This window comes from Streptomyces sp. DH10, from assembly GCF_029813805.1.
GTDB lineage: Bacteria > Actinomycetota > Actinomycetes > Streptomycetales > Streptomycetaceae > Streptomyces > Streptomyces coeruleofuscus.
Genome location: NZ_JARVKU010000005.1, coordinates 354898 through 376717, shown reverse-complemented (window position 1 = coordinate 376717; position 21820 = coordinate 354898). Strand labels below are relative to the sequence as shown.

The window sequence follows — 21820 nt, the reverse complement described above, 5'->3', positions numbered from 1 at the left end:
ATCGGGCCTGCCACCGCCGCCGACCAGGGCACCGCGGCGCCCCCCGCCCCGCACCACTCGCCCTACGCCATCCGCCCCCGGTACTCCACCGGGCTCACCCCGTACACCCGCTTGAACGCCGTCGACAAGGCGAACGCGCTGCCGTAGCCCACCCGGCGGGCCACCGCGTCGAGCGTGTCCTCGGAGTCGCGCAGGCGGTCGGCGGCGAGGGCGAGGCGCCAGCCGGTGAGGTACGTCATCGGGGGCTCGCCGACCAGGGCGGTGAAGCGGCGGGCGAGTGCGGCGCGGGACACACCCACCTTGGCGGCGAGCGCGGCGACGGTCCACGGGTGGGCGGGATCGTCCTTGAGCAGGCGCAGAACACCGCCGACGACCGGGTCGGCGAGGGCCCGGTACCAGGCGGGCGCCTCCGCCTCCGGGCGGGCGAACCAGGCGCGCAGCGCGGCGATGACCAGCAGGTCCAGCAGCCGGTCCAGGACCACCTCCTGGCCGGGCTCGTCCCGCACGATCTCCTCGGAGACGTACGGCGTGAGCGGGCGGTCCCACACGTCGGACGTGAGGGCGAGCAGCGGCGGCAGCGCGTCCAGCAGCCGGCCGCTGATCTCGCCCTGCGTCGGGTAGGTGCCGATCAGCATCACCGTGGCACCGTCGAGCCGACCGCCCCAGGTGCGCACGCCCAGGTCCATGGAGCCGTTGAGGGGGCGTCCGTCGGGGTGGCGGCACTCCTGGCCGGGCAGGATCAGCGCCTGCGGAGCCGTGCCGGGGGCGTCTGCGCAGGTGTACGGGTCAGGGCCGCGGGCGATGGCCAGGTCCCCGGCCCGCAGCCGGGTCGGCTCGCCCCGGTCGGGCAGGACCCAGGCCTCGCCGCGCGCGACGAGCATCACGGTGAGCGGCGCCCGGTCCTCCACGCGTACCGCCCACGGCGGGTCGAAGCACGCCCTGATCATGAACGCGCCCCTGGCACGCGGGCCCTCCAGCAACCCTGCAAGGGGGTCCCCCCGCGTGAGCGTGTTCGAGCGTGAGGGCGCGTCCATGGGGTCAGCGTAGACGCGGTCGTATGGGAATGAGCCGTTCAGCGATGGTTCCGTGCGGTGTACGGCAGTTGACTCGACGGCATGACGAACACGACACGGGACTCGCAGGACATGACGGTAGTGGTGACGGGCGCCTCGGGCCGTACGGGGAGCCGGGTGGCACGGGCGGCGCAGGCCGCCGGGCTCACGGTACGGGCGGCGTCGCGGGCGACCGGCTTCGACTGGTGGGACCGCTCGACCTGGGGGGACGCCCTGCGCGGCGCCGACGCGGCCTACCTCGTATGCCCCTCGGACGTCGGCGCGCCGGGGGCCGCCGAGGCGGTCGGGGAGCTCGCGCGGGAGGCGGTCGGGCTCGGGGTGCGGCGGCTGGTGCTGCTGTCCGCGCGCGGCGAGGATCAGGCCCTGCCCACGGAGGAGGCGCTGCACGCGTCGGGGGCGGACTGGACGGTCCTGCGGGCCGCGTGGTTCGCGCAGAACTTCAGCGAGGGGCCGCTGGTGGCGGAGCTGCGGGAGCACGGGGAGCTGGTGTTCCCGGCCGGCGAGGTGCGCGAGCCGTTCCTCGACGTACGGGACATCGCGGACGTGACGGTGACCGCGCTGACGTCCGGCGACCGGTACGTGGCCCGGACGATCACCCTCTCCGGCCCGCGCCTGCTGACGTTCGGTGAGGCGGTGGCGGAAATCTCCCGGGCGACGGACCGCCCGCTCACCTACCGGGCCGTGTCGACACAGGACTACGGCAAGAGGCTTCTCGGCTTCGGCGTACCACCGCGGGAGGTCACGGCCCTGAGCGAAATCTTCGACACCCTCCTGGACGGCCGCAACGCACACCTCTCACACGGCGTACGGGAGGTCCTGGGCCGCGCGCCCAGGGACTTCACGGACTTCGTACGGGAGGAGACGGCGGCGGGAACGTGGAAGGGCTGACGACAGCGGTCCGCCTGCCGAGCGGGCGGTGCGCGCCGTGGGCAGACCACGGCCGGACCGGCACCGGCACCGGCGGCGATGCGGCGGGCCACAGCCCGCGGGCCCGCCCGGAGGGCCCGCGGACGCGGCGGGGACGCGCGGACGCGGCGGACGCGCGGGACCCTCCGGGCACGAGGGAGCGGGGCCGGCGCGGGAAAGCCGGGCCGGTGCGGGCCCATTGTGGCGGCGGTGGGTGCCGTGGTGCGCCGGCCCGTCACTTGTCCGCGGGCGGTGGTGGTTCCGCGTCGGACTGGTCGACGGGGCCCTTGGTGTGGGTGCTCTTCACGTGCGTGCGCAGCCGGGCCGTGACGTCCTCCGGGGGCAGGAAGCGGGACCAGCGTTCCGGGAACTCGGAGGGCATGTCGGGGTCGGACTCCCCCGCGGCGGCGGCGCGGGCCACGTACTCGGCGACCTGCGCCTGCCGCAGCCGCTCGTTGGCCTCGCGGGCCGCGGCCGTCGCGGCGGCCGGCCAGACCCGGTCGATGGCGGCGTTGACCGCGGCCCCGACGAGCACGGCGAACGCGGCCACACCGATCCACAGCAGCACGGCGACGGGCGCCGCCAGGGAGCCGTAGATCGTCGGGCCCTCGACCGTGCTGGTCAGGTAGATCCGGAGCAGGAAGCTGCCGAGGACCCACATGCCGAGGGCGACGAGCGCGCCGGGCACGTCCTCGATCCACGGGGAGCGGACGGGGACGGACACGTGGTAGAGCGTGGTCAGGAAGGCGATGGACAGGAGGATGACGACCGGCCAGTAGAGGATCTGCACGACCGTCGTCGACCACGGCACGATCCGCACCACCGCGTCCGGCCCGGCCACCATCAGCGGCAGCGCGATGGAACCGATCAGCAGGGCGACGATGAACAGCGCGAAGGCCATCAGGCGGGTCTTCACGATGCCCCGGACGCCGTCGAGGCCGTACATGACGGTGATGGTGTCGATGAAGACGTTCACGGCGCGGGAGCCGGACCACAGGGCGAACAGGAAGCCGATGGAGATGACGTCGGGCCGGCCGCCCTTCATCACGTCGTGCAGGATCGGCTCGGCGATCTGCCGCACGCCCCGGTCGGACAGCACCGTGCGGGCGGCCTCCAGGATGTTGGCCTGGAGGCTCTCGATGGTGTCGGCACCGGTCCAGGCGTCGACGTAGCCGAGCAGTCCGATCATGCTCAGCAGCAGCGGCGGCACCGACAGCAGCGTGAAGAACGCCGCCTCAGCGGCGAGGCCCAGGATGCGGTACTCGATGCAGGAGTTGACGGTGTCCTTGAGCAACAGCCAGGCGGTCCTGCGCTTGGATACGTTCCGGTAGAGAGCACGCGCCCGGTGGAGGCGCCCGGAGGGTGTGTCGGGGGTTTCACTTGCTGGCTGCACCCCCTAACGGTATCCGTCGTGCCTGACCGTACTCACGCACAGGTGGGGCTCCGGCGCCCGGGCCCCGCCCCTTGGTGACCAAGGGGCCGCCCCGGGGTACGTTCGCAGCATGGCTGGCAGCACCCACTCCGTGAACAACCAGGTCCCGCCGCTGGTCGGGTACGACGTCTTCTCGGCCGACCGGGCCCTCACGGCGGCGGTCGAACGGCACCTCGATCCCGGCCTGCGCGACGAGGTGCTCGGCGAGCTGTCGGCGCTCGGGCGGACCTCCGGCTCGGCCCAGGTGCAGGAGTGGGGGGCGCAGGCCAACGAGAACCCGCCCCGGCTGCGCACCCACGACCGGTACGGCCACCGGATCGACGAGGTCGAGTTCCACCCGTCCTGGCACCGGCTGCTCGGCAAGGGCGTCTCGGCGGGGCTGACCGCGGCCTGGGACCGGCCGGCCGGGCATCTGCGGCGGGCCGCCGCCTTCCTGGTGTGGACGCAGGTCGAGGCCGGCAACGGCTGCCCGCTGTCGATGACGCACGCGGCGGTGCCCGCCCTGCGCACGGACCCGGAGCTGGCCGCCGAGTGGGAGCCGCGGCTGACGTCCATGGTCTACGACCGTGAGCTCAGGCCCGCGCACCTCAAGGCCGGGGCGTTGTTCGGGATGGGCATGACGGAGAAGCAGGGCGGCAGCGACGTACGGGCCAACACGACGTCGGCTCGGCCGCTCGCGGAGGACGGGACGTACGAACTGACCGGGCACAAGTGGTTCTGCTCGGCGCCGATGTCCGACGGTTTCCTGGTGCTGGCGCAGGCGCCGGGCGGGCTCACCTGCTTCCTGGTGCCGCGGGTGCTGGCGGACGGCACGCGCAACGTGTTCCTGCTCCAGCGGCTCAAGGACAAGCTCGGCAACCGGTCGAACGCCTCGGCCGAGGTCGAGTTCGACGGGACATGGGCCCGCCGGGTCGGCGAGGAGGGGCGCGGGGTGCGCACCATCATCGAGATGGTGGCGGCGACCCGGCTGGACTGTGTGCTGGGCTCGGCGGGGCTGATGCGGCAGGCGGTGGCGCAGGCGGTGCACCACTGCACGTACCGGGAGGTGTTCGGCGGGAAGCTCGCCGACAAGCCGCTGATGCGCAACGTCCTCGCGGATCTCGCCGTCGAGTCGGAGGCGGCGACGACGCTGGCGCTGCGGCTCGCGGCGGCCTGCGACGACGGCGGCGAGCAGGAGCGGGCGCTGCTGCGGATCGCGGTGCCGGCGGCCAAGTACTGGGTGACCAAGCGGTGCCCGCCGGTGGCGGTGGAGGCGGCCGAGTGCCTGGGCGGCAACGGCTACGTCGAGGAGTCCGGGCTGCCCCGGCTGGTGCGCGAGTCGCCGCTCAACTCGATCTGGGAGGGCGCGGGCAACGTCCAGGCCCTCGACGTGCTGCGGGCGTTGCAGCGGGAGCCGGGGGCGTTCGACGCGTATCTGCGGGAGGTCGGACAGGCGCGCGGCGCCGATCACCGGCTCGACGCGGCCATCAAGAACCTGCTGACCGAACTCGCCGATCTGGAGGGCGTGGAGGGTCGGGCACGGCGGCTGGCGGAGCGGCTGGCGCTGGTGCTCCAGGGGTCGCTGCTGGTCCGCTTCGCGCCACCGCAGGTCGCCGACGCGTTCTGCGCGGCGCGGCTGGGCGGCGACGGGGGCGCGGCGTTCGGGACGCTGCCGCCCAGTCTCGACCTGGCGTCGGTGGTGGAGCGGGCCCGGCCGGTGGCATGAGCCGGGCACCCGAAGCGGAGGTGGTGCTGCGCCGACACGGCACCACCCCCGCCGCACTGGCCCGTTCGAGCCACTGAACGCCGCTCGGGACGGCGCCGCTCAAGTTTCGGACACGGCCCGGGCTGTCCACCAGGGTTGCAAGGGGTTGCAACTTGCTGCTGACTGTGTGCGGACTGTACGCGTCCGCTCCGGGGCGGACGGCACTATGAGACGGACAGTCAGAGAAGACTCCGGGGGGCCCACGCCTATGGACGTCACGCAGCTCGCCGCCGTGGACACCTCGCGTGCGGCCCGGGTGCTCAGCGAGGTCCGTTCCGCCCGGCTGTCCGGGCAGCCCGCGCCCGTGCCGCCGCGCCGGGTGATCGAGCAGTCCTGGGAGCGCATGCTGCGCAGCGGTGTCGATCCCGACCACGACTTCCGGGCGGATCTGCTGTCCCGCGAGGAGGTGCAGCGGCGGCGTGAGAGGTCGGTGCTGCGCCATGTGCTGCCGGTGTTGCGGGAGGGTCTGCTGGGGTTCGCGGACGTGGCCCACCACATCATGGTCGTCGCCGACGAGGAGGGCCGGGTGCTGTGGCGGGAGGGCAGCGCGCCGGTGCTGCGCAAGGCCGACGGGCTCGGCTTCGAGCTCGGCGCGGACTGGCGTGAGGACGTCGTCGGCACGAACGGTCTGGGCACCCCGGCGGTGGTGCGCCGGCCCGTGCAGGTCTTCGCCTCCGAGCACTTCGTGCGCTCCCAGGCCGTCTGGACCTGTGCCGGCGCTCCGCTGACGGATCCGCGGGACGGCCGGCTGCTCGGCGTGGTGGACGTGAGCGGTCCGCTGGAGACGATGCATCCGGCCACGCTCGCCTGGGTCGACTCGGTGGCCAAACTCGCCGAGGCCCGGCTGCGGGAGCGGCACCTGGAGTCGCTGGAGCGGCTGCGCGCGGTGGCGGCGCCGGTGCTGGCCCGGCTCGGCGGGCGTGCCCTGGTCGTCGACCGGGACGGCTGGACCGCCGCGGTCAGCGGGATGCCGTACACGCGGCGCGTGGCCCTGCCCAAGTCCCTGTCGACGGGCCCGAGGTGGGTGCCGGCGCTCGGGCTGTGCTCGGTGGAGCCGCTGGCCGGGGGCTGGCTGCTGCGGGCGGCCGCCGACGAGCCGGTGCCGCGCGGGGCGGTCCGCATCGTGCTGGACCTGAGACAGGCCCGCGGATGGACGGTGGCGGTCTCCGGCGGTGCGGGTTCCTGGACGCGCGAACTGAGTCCCCGGCATGCCGAGTTGCTGTACCTCCTCGCCGTCCACCGCACCGGCCGCAGCGCTTCGGACCTGGCCGGCGACGTGTTCGGCGACCCGGCCCGCACGGTGACGGTACGCGCCGAGATGTCGCGGGTACGGCGTTACCTCGGCGCGTTCCTGGAACACCGGCCGTACCGCTTCGCCGAGGACGCCGAGGTCGAGGTGCTCCTCCCGGACGACCCGCACGACGTGCTGCCGCACTCGACGGCACCGGCGGTGAGGCGGCTACACACCCGCGCACCGGCCCCCTGAGGTTCACGGAACGTGCCGTCCGGCCGTCCCCAGGGGTGCATCTTGCGCATATTTGCAGGGTCTTCGTCCCTCACCCCGCCCACCTGCCGTAGCATCCTCTACGGGCCACCCCACCTGCTCCTCCGTCAACGTACGGACCACAAGGCGCAGTTGGCCTGCCTCGGGAGGACGTTATGAAGCAACGCGGCAGACACCGGCGGCGCAGGCGGGGCAGGGCACTGCGTGGGGCCCTGGCCGGGACGGCTCTCGCACTCACCGCCGCCGCCACCCTGATCAGCGCCTCGCAGGCCACGGTCGCCGACGCGCCCGGGGCTCTGAAGCCCCTCTCCGTGACCGCCGAGGCCGGCCGGCTGCCGCTGGCCGAGCAGCGGGTGCCCGGGCGGTGGCTCGACCGGCTCGCCTCGAAGATGGGCCGGCCGGTGGGTGTGGGCACGGTGCTGGACAGCGCCGAGGGCACGCTGCGGAACGCGGGCGACTGCCCGGCGGCCGAGAAGCGAACCCTGCCGGTCGAACCGGCGGCCACGCGCGCGTACTGCTTCGGCGGCGCCGACACCCGGGGCTGGCGGCCCGGCGCGGTCACCACCTCGGGCGACGCGGACGACGACGGCCGCTGGGGCGGCAACCGTGTGATCCTCTCCGGCTGGACCCGCGGCGGCACCGAGGGCGGCTCCATGGACGGCCCGGCCCCCGAGCAGGGCCTGGCCAAGGTCGCCTTCGTGGACGCGAACGCCCCGGACCGGCTCCGCTACACCTGGGCACTGCTGGCCGTCCCGGTGGACGGCGGGCGGGACTACCGGGGGCTGGTCTCCCCGCTGTCCGGCATGGTCTGGTACCAGGACAAGCTGCTGGTGACGACCCGGGAGGGCGACCGGGACGCGCTGTACGTGTACGACCTGGACCGCATCCAGCGCGCCACCGTCGACTCCGGTGCGGTCGGCCGGGTGCGGGGCGGCTGGTCGGCGTACGGCAACCGCTACGTGCTGCCCGCGGTCGCCTCGTACACCCTGCCCGGCGGGGACGACGTGCCGCACCCGGCCGCCGTCTCCCTCGACCGCAGCACCTCCCCCGACAGCCTGGTGGCGAGCGAGTGGGTGCCGGCGGACGGCGACCGGCGCACCCGGCTGTGGCGCTACGCGCTGAGCCGGGACCCGGCCCGGTCCGGCCTGCTCGCCACCAACTCCTCGGGGCTCGCGGACCCGGTCGAGGCGTACGAGTCGAAGACGACCGACGTGCGGGGCGTGCTGTCGTACCGCACGGGCTGGTACCTGGACCGTGCGGCGGGCACGCCCGGCGGGCACGGGACGCTGTGGCGCCAGGACACCGACGGCGCCCGGGCGACGGAGTGCGCGACGGACGAGACGCGCCACTGCTGGAGCGGCCGGTCGGGTTCGCTGTCGTACTGGGAGGAGACCGGCGAGCTGTGGTCGCAGTCGGGGCGGATGCTGTTCGCGCTGCCGCTGGCGTCGGCCGACCGGGCACTGGGCCGATCGACAGATGGGTAGGTCAGATGATTTTCTGGCCCTCATGACCACCCTCGCCGTGACCACCTGGTCCCTGGAGCAGACCGCCCCGACCGACCTGCTGCCGGCCGCCGCACCGGACGGGGACGTCCGGGTCGTCCGCTCCGAGGTGCCCTCGCCCGAGTTCAGCCGGTTCCTGTACGCCTCGGTCGGCGGCGACATCCACTGGACGGACCGGCTGAGCTGGTCGTACGAGCGGTGGCTGGAACACCTGGAGCGGCCCGGCGTGGAGACGTGGGTGGCGTACGACCGTGGCACACCCGCGGGGTACGTGGAGCTGGAGGCCCAGGACGACGCGGTCGTGGAGATCGCCTACTTCGGCCTGCTCCCCGCTTTCCGCGGCCGGCGCATCGGCGGGCACCTGCTGTCGTACGGCGTGGCCCGCGCCTGGGACCTCGCGGACCGCTGGGCGGGACTGACGCCGACGAAGCGGGTCTGGCTGCACACGTGCAGCAAGGACGGCGAGCACGCGATGGCCAACTACGAGCGCCGCGGCTTCAAGCTGTTCGACACCAAGGTCGAGGAGGAACCGGAGGCCACCGCTCCGGGACCGTGGCCTGGGGCGTTCCCCGTCTGACCTGGCCGGACACCTCGGGACGGCCCGATGTGACCAAGGACACGCACGTCTTGCATACCGAGACAGGAGTGTCCGAATCTTGGACGAAGCTGGACTCTGTCCAGATCGCCGTGACACGCTTCCGTCATGCCTGGAACTGGGATCGCCTTGGTGAGTCGACGCCACGTCGACCTCGGCCGCATGTCCAGCGCCATCTGTCCGGCGCGCTGAGAGCACTCACGCGACGCCCGACATCCCTTTCTCGTCTCCTCCCCGCGCAACGACGCGCCCTATGCCCATGCGCGCCCGCACGCGCAGGTCAGAGCCGGTTTCCCGCCTGTCCCGAAGGACGTATCAACCATGGCCGCCACCCCGCAGAACCCTGCCGCCGCGACTCCCCGCCGCAAGGTGAGCCGTCACCGCGGTGAGGGTCAGTGGGCCGCGGGGCACCACACCCCGCTCAACGGCAACGAGCAGTTCAAGAAGGACGACGACGGTCTCAACGTGCGGACACGCATTGAGACGATCTACTCCAAGCGGGGCTTCGACTCGATCGACCCGAACGACCTGCGCGGCCGGATGCGCTGGTGGGGCCTCTACACCCAGCGCCGTCCCGGGATCGACGGCGGCAAGACGGCGGTCCTGGAGCCGGAGGAGCTGGACGACGAGTACTTCATGCTGCGCGTCCGCATCGACGGCGGGGCGCTGACCACCCGGCAGCTGAGGGTCATCGGCGAGATCTCGCAGGAGTTCGCCCGCGGCACCGCCGACATCACCGACCGGCAGAACGTGCAGTACCACTGGATCCGGATCGAGGACGTGCCCGAGATCTGGAACCGGCTGGAGGGCGTCGGCCTGTCCACGGTCACCGCCTGCGGCGACACCCCGCGCGTGATGATCGGCTCGCCCGTCGCCGGCATCGCCGAGGACGAGATCATCGACGGCACTCCGGCGCTGGAGGAGATGAAGCGCCGGGTGCTGAACAACAAGGCGTACTCGAACCTCCCCCGGAAGTTCAAGACGGCCATCTCCGGCTCGCCGGTGCTGGACGTCGTGCACGAGATCAACGACGTCGCGTTCGTCGGCGTCGTGCACCCCGAGCACGGCCCGGGCTTCGACGTGTGGGTCGGCGGCGGCCTGTCCACCAACCCCAAGCTGGGCGTGCGGCTGGGCGCCTGGGTGCCCGGTGACGAGGTCCCGGACGTCTACGAGGGCGTCATCTCGATCTTCCGTGACTACGGTTACCGGCGGCTGCGCACCCGGGCCCGCCTGAAGTTCCTCGTCGCCGACTGGGGCGCGGAGAAGTTCCGCCAGGTCCTGGAGGACGAGTACCTGGGGCGCAAGCTGGTCGACGGCCCCGCTCCCGAGCAGCCGGTCCAGCAGTGGCGCGACCACATCGGCGTGCACCGGCAGAAGGACGGCCGCTTCTACGTCGGCTTCGCCCCGCGCGTGGGACGCGTCGACGGCGCGACGCTCACGAAGATCGCCGACCTCGCGGAGGCCCACGGCTCGGGCCGGGTGCGCACCACCGTCGAGCAGAAGATGATCGTCCTCGATGTCGAGGAGGACAAGGTCGAGTCGCTCGTCGAGGGCCTGGAGGCGCTCGACCTGACCGCCCGGCCGTCCTCGTTCCGGCGCGGCACCATGGCCTGCACCGGCATCGAGTTCTGCAAGCTGGCCATCGTCGAGACCAAGCAGCGCGGCTCGCAGCTCATCGACGAGCTGGAGCGCCGTCTGCCGGACTTCGAAGAGCCGATCACCATCAACCTCAACGGCTGCCCGAACGCCTGCGCACGTATCCAGGTGGCGGACATCGGTCTCAAGGGCCAGCTGGTCGTCAACGACAAGGGCGAGCAGGTCGAGGGCTACCAGGTGCACCTGGGCGGCGCGCTCGGCCTGGAGGCGGGCTTCGGCCGCAAGGTACGCGGCCTGAAGGTCACCTCCGAAGAGCTGCCCGACTACGTCGAGCGCGTCCTGAAGCGGTTCCAGGCGGAGCGCGAGGACGGCGAGCGGTTCGCCACGTGGGCGGCCCGGGCCAGCGAGGAGGCCCTGTCGTGAGCGAACGTGCGGCCCCCTTCTACTGCCCCTACTGCGGTGACGAGGACCTGCGTCCGCACGAGGAGGGCCACGGCGCGTGGGAATGCGCGGCGTGCAACCGAGCCTTTCAGCTGAAGTTCCTCGGGCTGCTGGCCCAGGGACTGAAGCGATCCGACACCGGAGGGGCGAAGATATGACCACGGTTCAGGAACAGCGCACGGCCGAGGAGCTCAAGGCCCTCGCCGAGCAGGCGGGCCGCGACCTGGAGGACGCCTCCGCGCTGGAGATCCTCCAGTGGGCGGCCGAGACGTTCGGCAAGCGCTTCTGCGTGACGTCCTCCATGGAGGACGCGGTCGTCGCCCACCTGGCCTCCCGCGCGATGCCCGGCGTCGACGTCGTCTTCCTCGACACCGGCTACCACTTCGAGGAGACCATCGGCACCCGTGACGCGGTCGACGCCGTGATGGACGTCAACGTCATCACGCTCACGCCGCGCCAGACGGTCGCCGAGCAGGACGCGGAGTTCGGCCCGAAGCTGCACGACCGCAACCCCGACCTGTGCTGCGCCATGCGCAAGGTGGAGCCTCTGGAGCGAGGCCTGAAGGACTACCAGGCCTGGGCGACCGGTCTGCGCCGCGACGAGTCCCCGACCCGGGCGAACACGCCGGTCGTCGGCTGGGACGACAAGCGCCAGAAGGTCAAGATCTCCCCGATCGCCCGCTGGACCCAGGACGACGTGGACGCGTACGTCACCGAGCACGGCGTCCTGACGAACCCGCTGCTGATGGACGGCTACGCCTCCGTCGGTTGCGCCCCCTGCACCCGCCGCGTCCTTCAGGGCGAGGACGCGCGCGCCGGCCGCTGGGCCGGCCGCAGCAAGACCGAGTGCGGGCTGCACGGATGACGGCGCCTCAGACCCAGGCCACCCAGCCTCAGACGACACAGACTCAGACGATTCAGGAGACCGACGTGACGACCGGAGCCACCGTCTGGCTCACGGGTCTGCCGAGTGCCGGCAAGACCACCATCGCCCACGAGCTGGCCGGCCGGCTCCGCGCCGAGGGCCACCGCGTCGAGCTGCTCGACGGTGACGAGATCCGCGAGTTCCTCTCGGCGGGCCTCGGCTTCAGCCGCGAGGACCGGCACACCAACGTGCAGCGCATCGGCTTCGTCGCCGAACTGCTCGCCCGCAACGGCGTGCTCGCTCTCGTCCCGGTGATCGCGCCGTACCAGGACAGCCGCGAGGCGGTGCGCAAGCGGCACCAGGCGAACGGCACCGCGTACGTGGAGATCCACGTGGCGACCCCGGTCGAGGTGTGCAGCGAGCGGGACGTGAAGGGCCTGTACGCCAAGCAGGCCGCGGGCGAGCTCACGGGGCTCACCGGGGTCGACGACCCGTACGAGGCACCCGAGTCGCCCGATCTGCGCATCGAGTCGCAGAACCAGACCGTGCAGGAGTCCGCGGCGTCCGTGTACGCCCTGCTGAGCGAAAGGGGACTGGCATGACGACCGCCGCCACGGTTTCCGAGGAGACCGACAGCCCGTACGCGCTCTCCCACCTCGACGCTCTCGAGTCCGAGGCGGTGCACATCTTCCGTGAGGTGGCGGGTGAGTTCGAGCGGCCGGTGATTCTCTTCTCCGGCGGCAAGGACTCGATCGTCATGCTGCATCTGGCGCTGAAGGCCTTCCGGCCGGCGCCGGTGCCGTTCTCGCTGCTGCATGTGGACACCGGGCACAATTTCCCCGAGGTCCTCGACTACCGGGACCGCACGGTGGCCCGGCACGGACTGCGGCTGCACGTCGCCTCGGTGCAGGACTACATCGACCGGGGTGTGCTCAAGGAGCGCCCGGACGGCACCCGCAACCCGCTCCAGACGGTGCCGCTGACGGAGAAGATCCAGCAGGAGCGTTTCGACGCCGTCTTCGGCGGCGGCCGCCGGGACGAGGAGAAGGCCCGGGCCAAGGAGCGGGTGTTCTCCCTGCGGGACGAGTTCTCGCAGTGGGACCCGCGCCGGCAGCGCCCGGAGCTGTGGAACCTCTACAACGGCCGGCACGCCCCGGGCGAGCACGTCCGCGTCTTCCCGCTGTCCAACTGGACCGAGCTGGACGTGTGGCAGTACATCGCCCGCGAGGGCATCGAGCTGCCGGAGATCTACTACGCGCACGAGCGTGAGGTGTTCCAGCGCGCCGGCATGTGGCTGACGGCCGGTGACTGGGGCGGGCCGAAGGACGGCGAGACCGTGGAGAAGCGCCTGGTGCGCTACCGCACGGTCGGTGACATGTCGTGCACCGGCGCCGTCGACTCCGAGGCCGACACGATCGAGAAGGTGATCGTGGAGATCGCCGCGTCCCGGCTGACCGAGCGCGGCGCCACCCGCGCCGACGACAAGATGTCCGAGGCCGCGATGGAAGACCGCAAGCGCGAGGGGTACTTCTAGAGATGAGCACGATCACGACCGAGGAGCTCTCGGCCACCACGCTGCTGCGGTTCGCCACCGCCGGTTCCGTCGACGACGGCAAGTCCACCCTCGTCGGGCGGCTGCTGCACGACTCCAAGTCGGTCCTCACCGACCAGCTGGAGGCCGTGGAGCGCGTCTCCGCCAGCCGGGGCCAGGAGGCGCCGGACCTCGCGCTGCTGACGGACGGTCTGCGGGCCGAGCGGGAGCAGGGCATCACCATCGACGTGGCGTACCGCTACTTCGCCACGCCCCGGCGCCGGTTCATCCTCGCCGACACCCCCGGCCACGTGCAGTACACCCGCAACATGGTCACCGGCGCCTCGACGGCCGAGCTGACGGTCATCCTGGTCGACGCCCGCAACGGGGTGGTCGAGCAGACCCGCCGGCACGCCGCGATCGCCGCCCTGCTGCGTGTCCCGCACGCGGTCCTGGCGGTGAACAAGATGGACCTCGTCGGCTACGACGAGAAGGTGTTCGCGGCGATCGCCGAGGAGTTCACGGCGTACGCGACCGAGCTGGGCGTCCCCGAGGTCACCGCGATCCCGATCTCCGCGCTCGTCGGCGACAACGTGGTGGAGCCTTCCGCGAACATGGACTGGTACGGCGGCCCGACCGTGCTGGAGCACCTGGAGACGGTCCCGGTCGCGCACGACCTGAGCCACTGCCACGCCCGGCTGCCCGTGCAGTACGTGATCCGGCCGCAGAGCGCCGACCACCCCGACTACCGGGGTTACGCCGGGCAGATCGCGGCCGGTTCCTTCCACGTCGGCGAGGCCGTCACCGTGCTGCCGTCGGGCCGCAGCTCGAAGATCTCCGGTATCGACCTGTTGGGCGAGCCGGTCGACGTGGCCTGGACGACGCAGTCGGTGACCCTCCTGCTGGAGGACGACATCGACATCTCGCGCGGCGACCTGATCGTGCCGTCCAAGGACGCGCCCCCGACCACGCAGGACATCGAGGCCACCGTCTGCCACGTCGCCGACGCCCCGCTGACCCTCGGCCACCGGGTCCTGCTGAAGCACGGCACCCGCACGGTCAAGGCGATCGTGAAGGACATCCCGTCCCGTCTCACGCTCGACGACCTGTCCCTGCACCCGCACCCGGGACAGCTCGTCGCCAACGACATCGGCCGGGTGAAGATCCGCACCGCCGAGCCGCTGCCGGTCGACTCCTACGCGGACTCGCGGCGCACCGGCTCGTTCATCCTGATCGACCCCAACGACGGCACAACGCTGACCGCGGGCATGGTCGGCGAGTCCTTCGCCGCCCCCGATCCGGTGAAGGACGAGTCCGAGGACGACGGGTGGGACTTCTGACATGAACTCCCCCGACTTCTACTCGATGTTCGCCAAGGAGGGCGGCCGCGTCGGCAGCGGTGCTCTCGGCAGCGGGCAGGGCGGAGTCGCGCGATGTGTGCGCTGACGTACGCGCACCGCTCGCGCGCCCTCACCCCCCACCGCCGTAGACCTGCCGACCTCCCGGCCACGACCTGAGAGACCGTGACCGCCGGGCCTCCGAGAGGAAACCCTCCCGTGCCTGCATCATCCGCTCTGCGCCGATCCTTCGCGGTGCTGGCCGCACTGCCCCTGCTCACGCTGGCCGCCTGCGGCTACGGCTCCCAGGCCAAGGACGACGGGGCCGCCAAGGTCGCCGCCGGGGCGAAGAAGATCGAGGGTCTCGACACCGTCAAGATCGGTTACTTCGGCAACCTGACCCACGGCACCGCGCTCGTCGGCCGTGAACAGGGCATCTTCCAGAAGGCGCTGGGCGCCACCAAGGCGGAGTACGCGACCTTCAACGCGGGTCCGTCCGAGATCGAGGCGCTCAACTCCCAGTCCATCGACATCGGGTGGATCGGCCCCTCCCCCGCCATCAACGGCTACACCAAGGCGGACGGGAAGAACCTGCGCATCATCGGCGGTTCGGCGTCCGGCGGTGTGAAGCTCGTCGTCAACCCGGAGAAGATCAAGTCCCTGAAGGACGTCAAGGGCAAGAAGATCGCCACCCCGCAGCACGGCAACACCCAGGACGTGGCGTTCCTGAACTGGGCCGCCGAACAGGGCTGGAAGGTCGACGCCGAGAGCGGCAAGGGTGACGTCACGGTCGTCCGCAGCGACAACAAGGTCACCCCGGACGCCTTCAAGGCCGGTTCGGTCGACGGCGCCTGGGTGCCGGAGCCGACCGCGTCGAAGCTGGTCGCCGAGGGGGGCAAGGTGCTGCTCGACGAGGCGACGCTGTGGCCGGACAAGAAGTTCGTGATCACGAACATCATCGTGCGGCAGGACTTCCTCAAGAAGTATCCGAAGGTCGTCGAGGCCGTGCTGAAGGGCTCGGTCGAGACCAACAAGTGGATCAAGGCCAACCCGGACGCGGCGAAGAAGGCGGCGAACGAGCAGCTGGAGCAGGACTCCGGCAAGGCGCTGCCCGCCGAGGTGCTGGACCCGGCGTGGAAGTCGATCCAGTTCACCGACGACCCGCTGGCCTCCACCCTCAACACCGAGGCCGAGCACGCCGTGAAGGCCGGGCTGCTGGAGAAGCCGAACCTGAAGGGCATCTACGACCTCGCGCCGCTGAACAAGGTCCTCAAGGCCGAGGGCGAGCCCACGGTCGACGACGCCGGTCTCGGCGTCAAGTAAGCCCGCATCCCGACCCGTTCCCAGGAGGTGACGACCATGGCCACGACTCTCGCCAAGGCCGCCGACGGCACCGAGGCGGCCACCCACGCCGCCCGGATCGCCCACGTCTCGAAGTCGTTCCCGGGCCCCGCCGGGCAGCAGCTCGTCCTGGACGACATCACCCTCGATGTCGCCCCCGGCGAGTTCGTCACCCTCCTGGGAGCCTCGGGCTGCGGCAAGTCCACCCTGCTCAACCTGGTGGCCGGTCTCGACCGGCCCTCGGCCGGTGACATCACCACCGACGGCCGCCCCGCGCTGATGTTCCAGGAACACGCGCTGTTCCCCTGGCTGACCGCGGGCAAGAACATCGAACTCGCCCTGAAGCTCAGGGGCGTGCCGAAGGCGGAGCGCCGGGACCGGGCCGAGGAGCTGCTCGAACTCGTCCGGCTCAAGGGCGCCCACCGCAAGCGGGTGCACGAACTGTCCGGCGGAATGCGCCAGCGCGTGGCGATGGCCCGCGCGCTCGCCCAGGAGAGCAAGCTCCTGCTGATGGACGAGCCGTTCGCCGCGCTCGACGCCATCACCCGTGACGTGCTGCACGACGAGCTGACCCGTATCTGGCGCGAGACGCAGCTGTCCGTCCTGTTCGTCACGCACAACGTGCGCGAGGCCGTCCGGCTCGCCCAGCGCGTGGTGCTGCTGTCCTCCCGGCCGGGCCGCATCGCCCACGAGTGGACCGTGGACATCGAGCACCCGCGCCGTATCGAGGACACCGCCGTGGCGGAGCTGTCCGTCGAGATCACCGAACAACTGCGTGGGGAGATCCGCCGTCATGGCCAGCACTGATTCGACGACCGTCGCCAAGGACGGCAGCGATCTCGCCGGACTGGAAGCCGGCCTGGACGCGCTGGAGACGGTGCAGACCGGCCGCAAGCCGTTCCGGCAGACCTTCGTGGAGAAGATCCTTCCGCCCGTCATCGCCGTCGCCCTCGTCCTGGCGGCCTGGCAGGCCCTGGTCTCCTTCAAGGTCGTCGACGACCCCACCAAGCTGCCCGCGCCGTCGGCGGTGTGGGACGTCGTCCACACCGCGTGGCTCCAGGGCGAACTGCTCGGCTACATCTGGACCAGCGTCTCGCGCGGCCTGCTCGGCTTCTGCTTCGCCCTGATCATCGGCACCCCCCTGGGCCTGCTCGTGGCCCGCGTGAAGTTCATCCGCGCGGCCCTCGGCCCGATCCTGTCCGGCCTCCAGTCCCTGCCCTCGGTCGCCTGGGTCCCCCCGGCTGTCATCTGGCTGGGCCTGAACAACTCGATGATGTACGCGGTGATCCTGCTCGGCGCGGTCCCCTCGATCGCCAACGGCCTCGTCTCGGGCGTCGACCAGGTGTCGCCGCTGTTCCTCCGCGCGGGCCGCACCCTCGGCGCGACCGGCCTGAAGCACACCTGGCACATCGTCCTCCCGGCCGCCCTGCCCGGCTACGTGGCCGGTCTGAAGCAGGGCTGGGCCTTCTCCTGGCGCTCCCTGATGGCCGCCGAGATCATCGCCTCCTTCCCCGACCTCGGCGTCGGCCTCGGCCAGCTCCTGGAGAACGGCCGCAACGCCAGCGACATGGCCATGGTCTTCGAAGCGATCCTCCTCATCCTCATCGTCGGCATCGCCATCGACCTGCTCATCTTCAGCCCGCTGGAGCGGTGGGTGCTGCGCAACCGCGGCCTGCTGGTGAAGAGCTGAAATCCCATGACCCACACGCCTGTCCTCCTCGTCATCGCCCACGGCAGCCGCGACCCGCGGCACGCCGCGACGGTGCACGCCCTGGTACGCCGGATCCGCTCCCTGCGTCCCGGCGTACGCGTCGAGACAGGCTTCCTGGACTTCAACGTGCCCTCGGTGCAGGGGGTGCTGGAGTCCCTGGCGGTCCAGGGCGTCCGTGACGTCGTGGCCCTCCCCCTCCTGCTGACCCGGGCGTTCCACGCGAAGGCGGACATCCCGGCGGTTCTGGCGGACGCTCCCCCGCAGCTCCGCATCCGCCAGGCGGAGGTCCTGGGGCCGTCGCCCCTGTTGCTGTCCGCCCTGGAGCGACGCCTGTACGAGGCGGGCCTGTCCCCCGCCGACAAGCCCTCGACCGGGGTCGTGCTGGCCTCGGCGGGGTCCACCGACCCGGAGGCGATCGCAGTGATCGCAGAAATCGCGCGGGAGTGGCGGCACACCGGTTGGTGCGCCGTGCGACCTGCGTTCGCCTCCGCATCTCTGCCCCGCACGGAGGACGCCGTCCGGAACCTGCGCGCCCTCGGCTGCTCCCGGGTGGCCGTCGCCCCCTACGTCCTCGCTCCCGGCTTCCTGCCGGACCGCATCGCCCGGGGCGCGGCGGAGGCGGACGTCCTGGCGGATGTACTGGGGCCGGCGCCGGAGGTGGCCCGGGTGGTGCTGGAGCGGTACGAGGCGGCCCGGATGCCGCGGTTGACCGCTGTCGGCGCCTGAACGGCACGGACTCCCGGTCACCTCGGCTGCTTCGAGCCCCCGGCGGGCGCTTGTTCCGGTTCGTGGGTCCGCGGGAGGTCGTGTTCGCGGCGCATCGGGCTCATGACGAGGACGAGCCAGGAGAGCGCGACGACACCCGTCATGATCCCCATGGCCGTCCGGTACCCGACCGCGTCGCCGAGCACGCCGCCGAGCAGGGATCCGAGCGGCCATGTGCAAGAAGGTGAGCGCGTCGAGCGAGGCCGCCAGTGGAATGCTCAGCAGCGTCGCGGCGGAGACCAGATCGCAGGTGATCATCAGCGGGCGTTTGCGCATCCGGTCCGTCCAGGCGCCCACCGGCAGACCCACCAGCAGCCAGGGCAGCCACACCGCCGTGGCGATCAGGCCGACGGCGGTGGAGCCGGCGTCCAGCACCACGACCGCGATCAGTGGCAACGCCACCGCGGTGATGCTGTTGCCCAGTCCGCTCACGGTCTCGCCCGTCCAGAGCAGGCGGAAGTCCCGGCGGGTGGAGGGGACTTGCCCCGGTGGAGCCATCAGAGCAGGTTACCCGAGGGGTCCGGGACCGGTTCCGGCCGGAGTGCGAAGGAGTAGGGGGCCCAGGGCCCGCTGACTTCGACGCGGAGGCCGGGGATGCCCTCGGCGGCCGCCAGTACGCCGGTGCGGAAGGCGTCGATGCGGTCGGCGGGGACGAGGTACGCGTCGTTGCCGAGGTTGATGCCGGGGCCCGGGCCGGCGAGGCTTCCGCGTTGCGGAGTGTGTGCGACGCGGTCGACGGCGAGGGTGCCGGCCGTCCGCGTGAGGTGTGCGGCGGCCTGGGCGACCGTGCGCCAGGCTTCCTCGTTCCTGCGCTGTCTGCGGCGGCGGATCGCCAGGTAGGCGCGGCCCACGCCGACGCCGACGCCGAGGCCGGTGGGCGTCGCCTCTGCTGTGCCGGTGTCCGGCTCGGGTGGCGTGATGTCGGGTGCGGCGTAGGTCTTGACGCCGAGTTCGACGTGGCCCGTGAGGCGGTCGAGGAGGGACAGGAAGTACGCGCGGCGGGTGTCGAGGGCCTGCCGGGCATGGTCCTCGTCGGGGTAGACGGTGGCCAGGCGGAGGGGCAGGACGGCGGCGCCGCAGGCGACGAGCGCACCGACCACCGCGTGGTGGGACCGGACCGTGGACTCCAGCCAGTCCAGGTCGTCGAGGTGGGCCTTGAGGGGTGCCTCGTCGTAGTCGGCGGCCGGTACGGGGCCGACGGCGAAGGCCAGCGGTGAGACGGGATCCGTGGGCTCCAGCAGGTGGACCGGGTCGCCCGCGACACCGCGCAGGTCCGCCACCGCCACGGCGGCCTCGGGGGTGCGGCGCAGGACCGCGTAGGCGTAGACGAGGTTCGGGTCGGTCATGACTCCGGTCTCCTGTCGGCCGCCTTGAGGGCGGCGATCTCGGCGCGCAGGCGCTCGTTCTCGTCGGCCAGGGACCGCTCGGGGCGGGCGGCCCGGGAGGAGAGGGAGGGGTCGTGTTCCCACCAGTCGATGCCCATCTCCTTCGCCTTGTCGACGGAGGCGACGAGCAGGCGCAGTTTGATGGTGAGCAGTTCGATGTCGAGGAGGTTGATCCGGATGTCGCCGGCGATGACCACGCCCTTGTCGAGGACGCGTTCGAGGATGTCGGCGAGGTTGGCGCTCTGGGCGCCGGGCCCGTGGCCGTAGGGGGAGGGAAGACGGGGCGGCCCGGTGAGTCCGCCTGCTGCCGGATGGGTCATGGTCGGGGGGCTCGTCTCCGGGCGTTGATCTCGTCGAGTCGGTCCAGCAGTTCGTCCTCGCGGCGGTCGTACTCGTCCTCGTCGACGCGCCCCTCCAGCAGGGCCCGCTCCAGGTCGACGAGGGCCTGCCGGACGGGGGCCGGGTCGTAGTACTGCGCCTCGGCGGCTGCCTGTAGCTGCTCGGCGGCCCAGAGGGTGGTGCGCAGGGGCGCGAGCGGGAGGGTGAGGATGCCGGTGAGCAGGCCCATGGTCAGGCGGCGAAGCTGTAGGGGGGCAGCGGGCCGCGCAGCCGGAAGTCGTAGGCGTCGCCGTAGTCGTGGGCCAGGCGCCGGCCGGCCGTGGTGAACTCGTCGGCGCGGGCGTGTTCGACGAGGAACGACACGTTGAGGAAGTCGTCCTTGGACGGGTCCGCCACGACGCTGGATCTGGCCAGTGCGGACAGCCGTCCGACGATCTCGTCGGCCTGCCGCCGCTGCCGGGCGTCGACCTGCCGGGCGACCAGTTCGCCGAGGGCGAGGCGGTCCTCGTAGCTGCCGGTGCCGTCGCGGGTGGACCGGTTGAGCCGGCGGGCCTCCTCGGACTCGTCGAGCACCTCGCGCAGCAGGTCGTCCTGGTCACGGGCGGCCTTGAGGTTGTACTCGGCGGTGCCGTGCAGTTCGCCGAGCCTGCGGGCGTAGTCCCGGCCCCGCTCCTCAAGGGCCGTTCTGACGGCGGTGTCGTCGGGGGCGAGCAGGCCGAACCTCATGGGCAGGACCGATCCATCGGCCATGAGCCGTTCCTGGAGTGCCTGGTGGGCGGCGAGGTCGCGCCGTTTGGGACGCAGGTCGGGGGGTGCGGGGCTGACCACGGCGGCGAGCGGCCCGTGGACGACGACGCGCGGCGGGTCGTCGGTCCCGCCGACCGTGCGCAGACCGTCGAGCCGCAGGGGGTGGTCGGAGCGGGTGACGGCGTAGACGTAGACGCCGCTCACCGCTCTTCCTCCCTGGCGTCCTTGTCGTCGCGGTCGAAGATGTCGCCGATGGCGTCGATGGCGCCGCCGATCGCGCCGCCGGTCTTGCCCCGGGCGCCGCTCTCGACGAGGTTGCCGACGATGTCGGTGAGCTTGTCGGGGGCCTTGCGGCCGGCCTCCAGGTCGAGGCGGTTGCAGGCCTCCGCGAAGCGGAGGTAGGTGTCGACGCTGGCGATGACGATCCGTATGTCGATCTTCAGGATCTCGATGCCGACCAGGGAGACACGGACGAACACGTCGATCACGAGCCCGCGGTCCAGGATCAGTTCGAGGATGTCGAAGAGGCCGCCGGTCCCCGACCCGCTGGAAGTGGCGGCGGGTTGCATCCCGCCGGTCTGCGTCATGACGGTCACGGTGCGATTCCTCTCGCGAGACTCGTTCTCGTGCCGCCCGTAGGTACGGGGGTGGCGGCGGGCGTGTTCACGCAAACACCGAAACGGGTCTCAGCGGGAGGGGGAGCCGGGTGCTACCGCCCTCGGTCGAGCTGGCCGCGGGCGTACCGGCGTACCCGTTCGTAGCCCAGGAGCCGGCCCTCCGGGTCGAGGGTGACCCGGTAGGTCGCCATGATGGTCATGGTGTCGGGGACCCGCTCCAGCTCCACGACCTCCACGTCGGCCGTCCAGCCGTCGGGCGTCGGGCGGACGGCGGTGACGGAGTCGGGGGCCGTGCCGAGCAGTTCGGCGAGCTGCGCCGCCGCGCCACGCATGGCCTGGACGGCCGTCGTACGACCGGAGGGGGTCGCCTGATCATCGGTGCTCGTCAT

Annotated in this window: 25 protein-coding genes and 1 pseudogene; 16 read left to right on the top strand and 10 right to left on the bottom strand. The window is 72.0% G+C overall.

What is annotated here, in order from left to right; all coding sequences use genetic code 11:
* Window positions 1–62 precede the first annotated feature (62 nt).
* Window positions 63–1034, bottom strand: a complete 972-nt coding sequence (locus QC385_RS13455) for an AraC family transcriptional regulator (protein ID WP_279541527.1) — start codon at window positions 1032–1034, stop codon at window positions 63–65.
* A gap of 81 nt (window positions 1035–1115) precedes the next feature.
* Between QC385_RS13455 and QC385_RS13450 the strand changes: the two genes are divergently transcribed.
* Window positions 1116–1961, top strand: a complete 846-nt coding sequence (locus QC385_RS13450; RefSeq protein ID WP_279541526.1) for an NmrA family transcriptional regulator — start codon at window positions 1116–1118, stop codon at window positions 1959–1961.
* Window positions 1962–2214: 253 nt separating this feature from the next.
* Here the strand turns inward: QC385_RS13450 and QC385_RS13445 are convergent, their stop codons facing one another.
* A complete protein-coding gene (locus tag QC385_RS13445; RefSeq protein ID WP_279541525.1) occupies window positions 2215–3372 on the bottom strand; it encodes a YihY/virulence factor BrkB family protein in 1158 nt (385 codons plus the stop codon).
* Window positions 3373–3481: 109 nt separating this feature from the next.
* On the opposite strand from QC385_RS13445, the gene QC385_RS13440 reads away from it, so the two are divergent.
* From QC385_RS13440 to QC385_RS13375, 15 genes are all read left to right on the top strand, one after another.
* On the top strand, window positions 3482–5116 hold the full coding sequence (locus QC385_RS13440; RefSeq protein WP_279541524.1) for an acyl-CoA dehydrogenase family protein: 1635 nt from the start codon (window positions 3482–3484) through the stop codon (window positions 5114–5116).
* Window positions 5117–5363: 247 nt separating this feature from the next.
* The gene (locus QC385_RS13435) at window positions 5364–6641 is read left to right on the top strand and encodes a GAF domain-containing protein (RefSeq protein ID WP_279541523.1); all 1278 of its coding nucleotides are present in this window, start codon (window positions 5364–5366) and stop codon (window positions 6639–6641) included.
* 173 nt (window positions 6642–6814) lie between these two features.
* Window positions 6815–8143: a hypothetical protein gene (locus QC385_RS13430; protein ID WP_279541522.1), complete on the top strand. Its 1329-nt coding sequence runs from the start codon at window positions 6815–6817 to the stop codon at window positions 8141–8143.
* Between the two features lie 22 nt (window positions 8144–8165).
* The gene (locus QC385_RS13425) at window positions 8166–8738 is read left to right on the top strand and encodes a GNAT family N-acetyltransferase (protein ID WP_279541521.1); all 573 of its coding nucleotides are present in this window, start codon (window positions 8166–8168) and stop codon (window positions 8736–8738) included.
* A 126-nt stretch (window positions 8739–8864) separates the two neighbouring features.
* Window positions 8865–8948, top strand: a complete 84-nt coding sequence (locus QC385_RS43995) for a putative leader peptide (protein ID WP_310887545.1) — start codon at window positions 8865–8867, stop codon at window positions 8946–8948.
* Between the two features lie 129 nt (window positions 8949–9077).
* A complete protein-coding gene (locus QC385_RS13420) occupies window positions 9078–10775 on the top strand; it encodes a nitrite/sulfite reductase (RefSeq protein WP_279541520.1) in 1698 nt (565 codons plus the stop codon).
* The gene (locus QC385_RS13415) at window positions 10772–10951 is read left to right on the top strand and encodes a hypothetical protein (protein ID WP_150483728.1); all 180 of its coding nucleotides are present in this window, start codon (window positions 10772–10774) and stop codon (window positions 10949–10951) included. The genes QC385_RS13420 and QC385_RS13415 overlap by 4 nt, the downstream gene beginning before the upstream one ends.
* Complete coding sequence (locus QC385_RS13410) at window positions 10948–11658, top strand: phosphoadenylyl-sulfate reductase (RefSeq protein WP_279541519.1); 711 nt, start codon at window positions 10948–10950, stop codon at window positions 11656–11658. Before QC385_RS13415 ends, QC385_RS13410 begins: the two co-directional genes overlap by 4 nt.
* 65 nt (window positions 11659–11723) lie before the next feature.
* The gene (gene cysC, locus QC385_RS13405) at window positions 11724–12260 is read left to right on the top strand and encodes an adenylyl-sulfate kinase (protein ID WP_436801031.1); all 537 of its coding nucleotides are present in this window, start codon (window positions 11724–11726) and stop codon (window positions 12258–12260) included.
* A complete protein-coding gene (gene cysD / locus QC385_RS13400; protein WP_279541517.1) occupies window positions 12257–13192 on the top strand; it encodes a sulfate adenylyltransferase subunit CysD in 936 nt (311 codons plus the stop codon). Before cysC ends, cysD begins: the two co-directional genes overlap by 4 nt.
* A 2-nt stretch (window positions 13193–13194) precedes the next feature.
* The gene (locus QC385_RS13395) at window positions 13195–14529 is read left to right on the top strand and encodes a sulfate adenylyltransferase subunit 1 (protein ID WP_086851634.1); all 1335 of its coding nucleotides are present in this window, start codon (window positions 13195–13197) and stop codon (window positions 14527–14529) included.
* 216 nt (window positions 14530–14745) lie between these two features.
* Window positions 14746–15849 carry an aliphatic sulfonate ABC transporter substrate-binding protein gene (locus QC385_RS13390; protein ID WP_279541516.1) on the top strand — a complete coding sequence of 368 codons (1104 nt, stop codon included), beginning with the start codon at window positions 14746–14748 and terminating at the stop codon, window positions 15847–15849.
* 36 nt (window positions 15850–15885) lie between these two features.
* Window positions 15886–16674: an ABC transporter ATP-binding protein gene (locus QC385_RS13385; protein WP_279541515.1), complete on the top strand. Its 789-nt coding sequence runs from the start codon at window positions 15886–15888 to the stop codon at window positions 16672–16674.
* Window positions 16661–17557: an ABC transporter permease gene (locus QC385_RS13380; protein WP_279541514.1), complete on the top strand. Its 897-nt coding sequence runs from the start codon at window positions 16661–16663 to the stop codon at window positions 17555–17557. The genes QC385_RS13385 and QC385_RS13380 overlap by 14 nt, the downstream gene beginning before the upstream one ends.
* 6 nt (window positions 17558–17563) lie before the next feature.
* Entirely contained in the window at window positions 17564–18304 is a 741-nt protein-coding gene (locus QC385_RS13375) for a sirohydrochlorin chelatase (RefSeq protein ID WP_279541513.1), read from the top strand.
* A gap of 17 nt (window positions 18305–18321) precedes the next feature.
* Here the strand turns inward: QC385_RS13375 and QC385_RS13370 are convergent, their stop codons facing one another.
* The 8 genes and pseudogenes from QC385_RS13370 to QC385_RS13335 form a co-directional block, all read right to left on the bottom strand.
* Complete coding sequence (locus tag QC385_RS13370) at window positions 18322–18456, bottom strand: hypothetical protein (RefSeq protein ID WP_279541512.1); 135 nt, start codon at window positions 18454–18456, stop codon at window positions 18322–18324.
* 103 nt (window positions 18457–18559) lie between these two features.
* Window positions 18560–18841 (bottom strand): annotated as a pseudogene (locus QC385_RS13365) (MFS transporter); the annotation flags it as partial.
* A complete protein-coding gene (locus QC385_RS13360; protein WP_279541511.1) occupies window positions 18841–19689 on the bottom strand; it encodes a GvpL/GvpF family gas vesicle protein in 849 nt (282 codons plus the stop codon). The pseudogene QC385_RS13365 and the gene QC385_RS13360, both read right to left, overlap by 1 nt.
* The gene (locus tag QC385_RS13355; protein ID WP_279541510.1) at window positions 19686–20048 is read right to left on the bottom strand and encodes a gas vesicle protein; all 363 of its coding nucleotides are present in this window, start codon (window positions 20046–20048) and stop codon (window positions 19686–19688) included. The genes QC385_RS13360 and QC385_RS13355 overlap by 4 nt, the downstream gene beginning before the upstream one ends.
* Window positions 20045–20296, bottom strand: coding sequence for a gas vesicle protein GvpG (locus QC385_RS13350; protein WP_150483717.1), 252 nt, complete (start codon window positions 20294–20296; stop codon window positions 20045–20047). The genes QC385_RS13355 and QC385_RS13350 overlap by 4 nt, the downstream gene beginning before the upstream one ends.
* A gap of 2 nt (window positions 20297–20298) precedes the next feature.
* Window positions 20299–21018: a GvpL/GvpF family gas vesicle protein gene (locus tag QC385_RS13345; RefSeq protein WP_279541509.1), complete on the bottom strand. Its 720-nt coding sequence runs from the start codon at window positions 21016–21018 to the stop codon at window positions 20299–20301.
* The gene (gene gvpJ / locus QC385_RS13340) at window positions 21015–21401 is read right to left on the bottom strand and encodes a gas vesicle protein GvpJ (RefSeq protein ID WP_279541651.1); all 387 of its coding nucleotides are present in this window, start codon (window positions 21399–21401) and stop codon (window positions 21015–21017) included. The genes QC385_RS13345 and gvpJ overlap by 4 nt, the downstream gene beginning before the upstream one ends.
* Before the next feature lie 122 nt (window positions 21402–21523).
* A complete protein-coding gene (locus QC385_RS13335) occupies window positions 21524–21820 on the bottom strand; it encodes a gas vesicle protein GvpO (RefSeq protein WP_086851657.1) in 297 nt (98 codons plus the stop codon).

Bases quoted from the DNA above. Each gene is read 5' to 3' on its own strand.
- QC385_RS13455 (WP_279541527.1), bottom strand. From the start codon at position 1,034: ATGGACGCGCCCTCACGCTCGAACACGCTCACGCGGGGGGACCCCCTT.
- QC385_RS13450 (WP_279541526.1), top strand. From the start codon at position 1,116: ATGACGAACACGACACGGGACTCGCAGGACATGACGGTAGTGGTGACG.
- QC385_RS13440 (WP_279541524.1), top strand. From the start codon at position 3,482: ATGGCTGGCAGCACCCACTCCGTGAACAACCAGGTCCCGCCGCTGGTC.
- QC385_RS13435 (WP_279541523.1), top strand. From the start codon at position 5,364: ATGGACGTCACGCAGCTCGCCGCCGTGGACACCTCGCGTGCGGCCCGG.
- QC385_RS13430 (WP_279541522.1), top strand. From the start codon at position 6,815: ATGAAGCAACGCGGCAGACACCGGCGGCGCAGGCGGGGCAGGGCACTG.
- QC385_RS13425 (WP_279541521.1), top strand. From the start codon at position 8,166: ATGACCACCCTCGCCGTGACCACCTGGTCCCTGGAGCAGACCGCCCCG.
- QC385_RS43995 (WP_310887545.1), top strand. From the start codon at position 8,865: ATGCCTGGAACTGGGATCGCCTTGGTGAGTCGACGCCACGTCGACCTC.
- QC385_RS13420 (WP_279541520.1), top strand. From the start codon at position 9,078: ATGGCCGCCACCCCGCAGAACCCTGCCGCCGCGACTCCCCGCCGCAAG.
- QC385_RS13410 (WP_279541519.1), top strand. From the start codon at position 10,948: ATGACCACGGTTCAGGAACAGCGCACGGCCGAGGAGCTCAAGGCCCTC.
- cysD (WP_279541517.1), top strand. From the start codon at position 12,257: ATGACGACCGCCGCCACGGTTTCCGAGGAGACCGACAGCCCGTACGCG.
- QC385_RS13395 (WP_086851634.1), top strand. From the start codon at position 13,195: ATGAGCACGATCACGACCGAGGAGCTCTCGGCCACCACGCTGCTGCGG.
- QC385_RS13385 (WP_279541515.1), top strand. From the start codon at position 15,886: ATGGCCACGACTCTCGCCAAGGCCGCCGACGGCACCGAGGCGGCCACC.
- QC385_RS13380 (WP_279541514.1), top strand. From the start codon at position 16,661: ATGGCCAGCACTGATTCGACGACCGTCGCCAAGGACGGCAGCGATCTC.
- QC385_RS13375 (WP_279541513.1), top strand. From the start codon at position 17,564: ATGACCCACACGCCTGTCCTCCTCGTCATCGCCCACGGCAGCCGCGAC.
- QC385_RS13370 (WP_279541512.1), bottom strand. From the start codon at position 18,456: ATGGGGATCATGACGGGTGTCGTCGCGCTCTCCTGGCTCGTCCTCGTC.
- QC385_RS13360 (WP_279541511.1), bottom strand. From the start codon at position 19,689: ATGACCGACCCGAACCTCGTCTACGCCTACGCGGTCCTGCGCCGCACC.
- QC385_RS13355 (WP_279541510.1), bottom strand. From the start codon at position 20,048: ATGACCCATCCGGCAGCAGGCGGACTCACCGGGCCGCCCCGTCTTCCC.
- QC385_RS13350 (WP_150483717.1), bottom strand. From the start codon at position 20,296: ATGGGCCTGCTCACCGGCATCCTCACCCTCCCGCTCGCGCCCCTGCGC.
- gvpJ (WP_279541651.1), bottom strand. From the start codon at position 21,401: ATGACGCAGACCGGCGGGATGCAACCCGCCGCCACTTCCAGCGGGTCG.
- QC385_RS13335 (WP_086851657.1), bottom strand. From the start codon at position 21,820: ATGACGAGCACCGATGATCAGGCGACCCCCTCCGGTCGTACGACGGCC.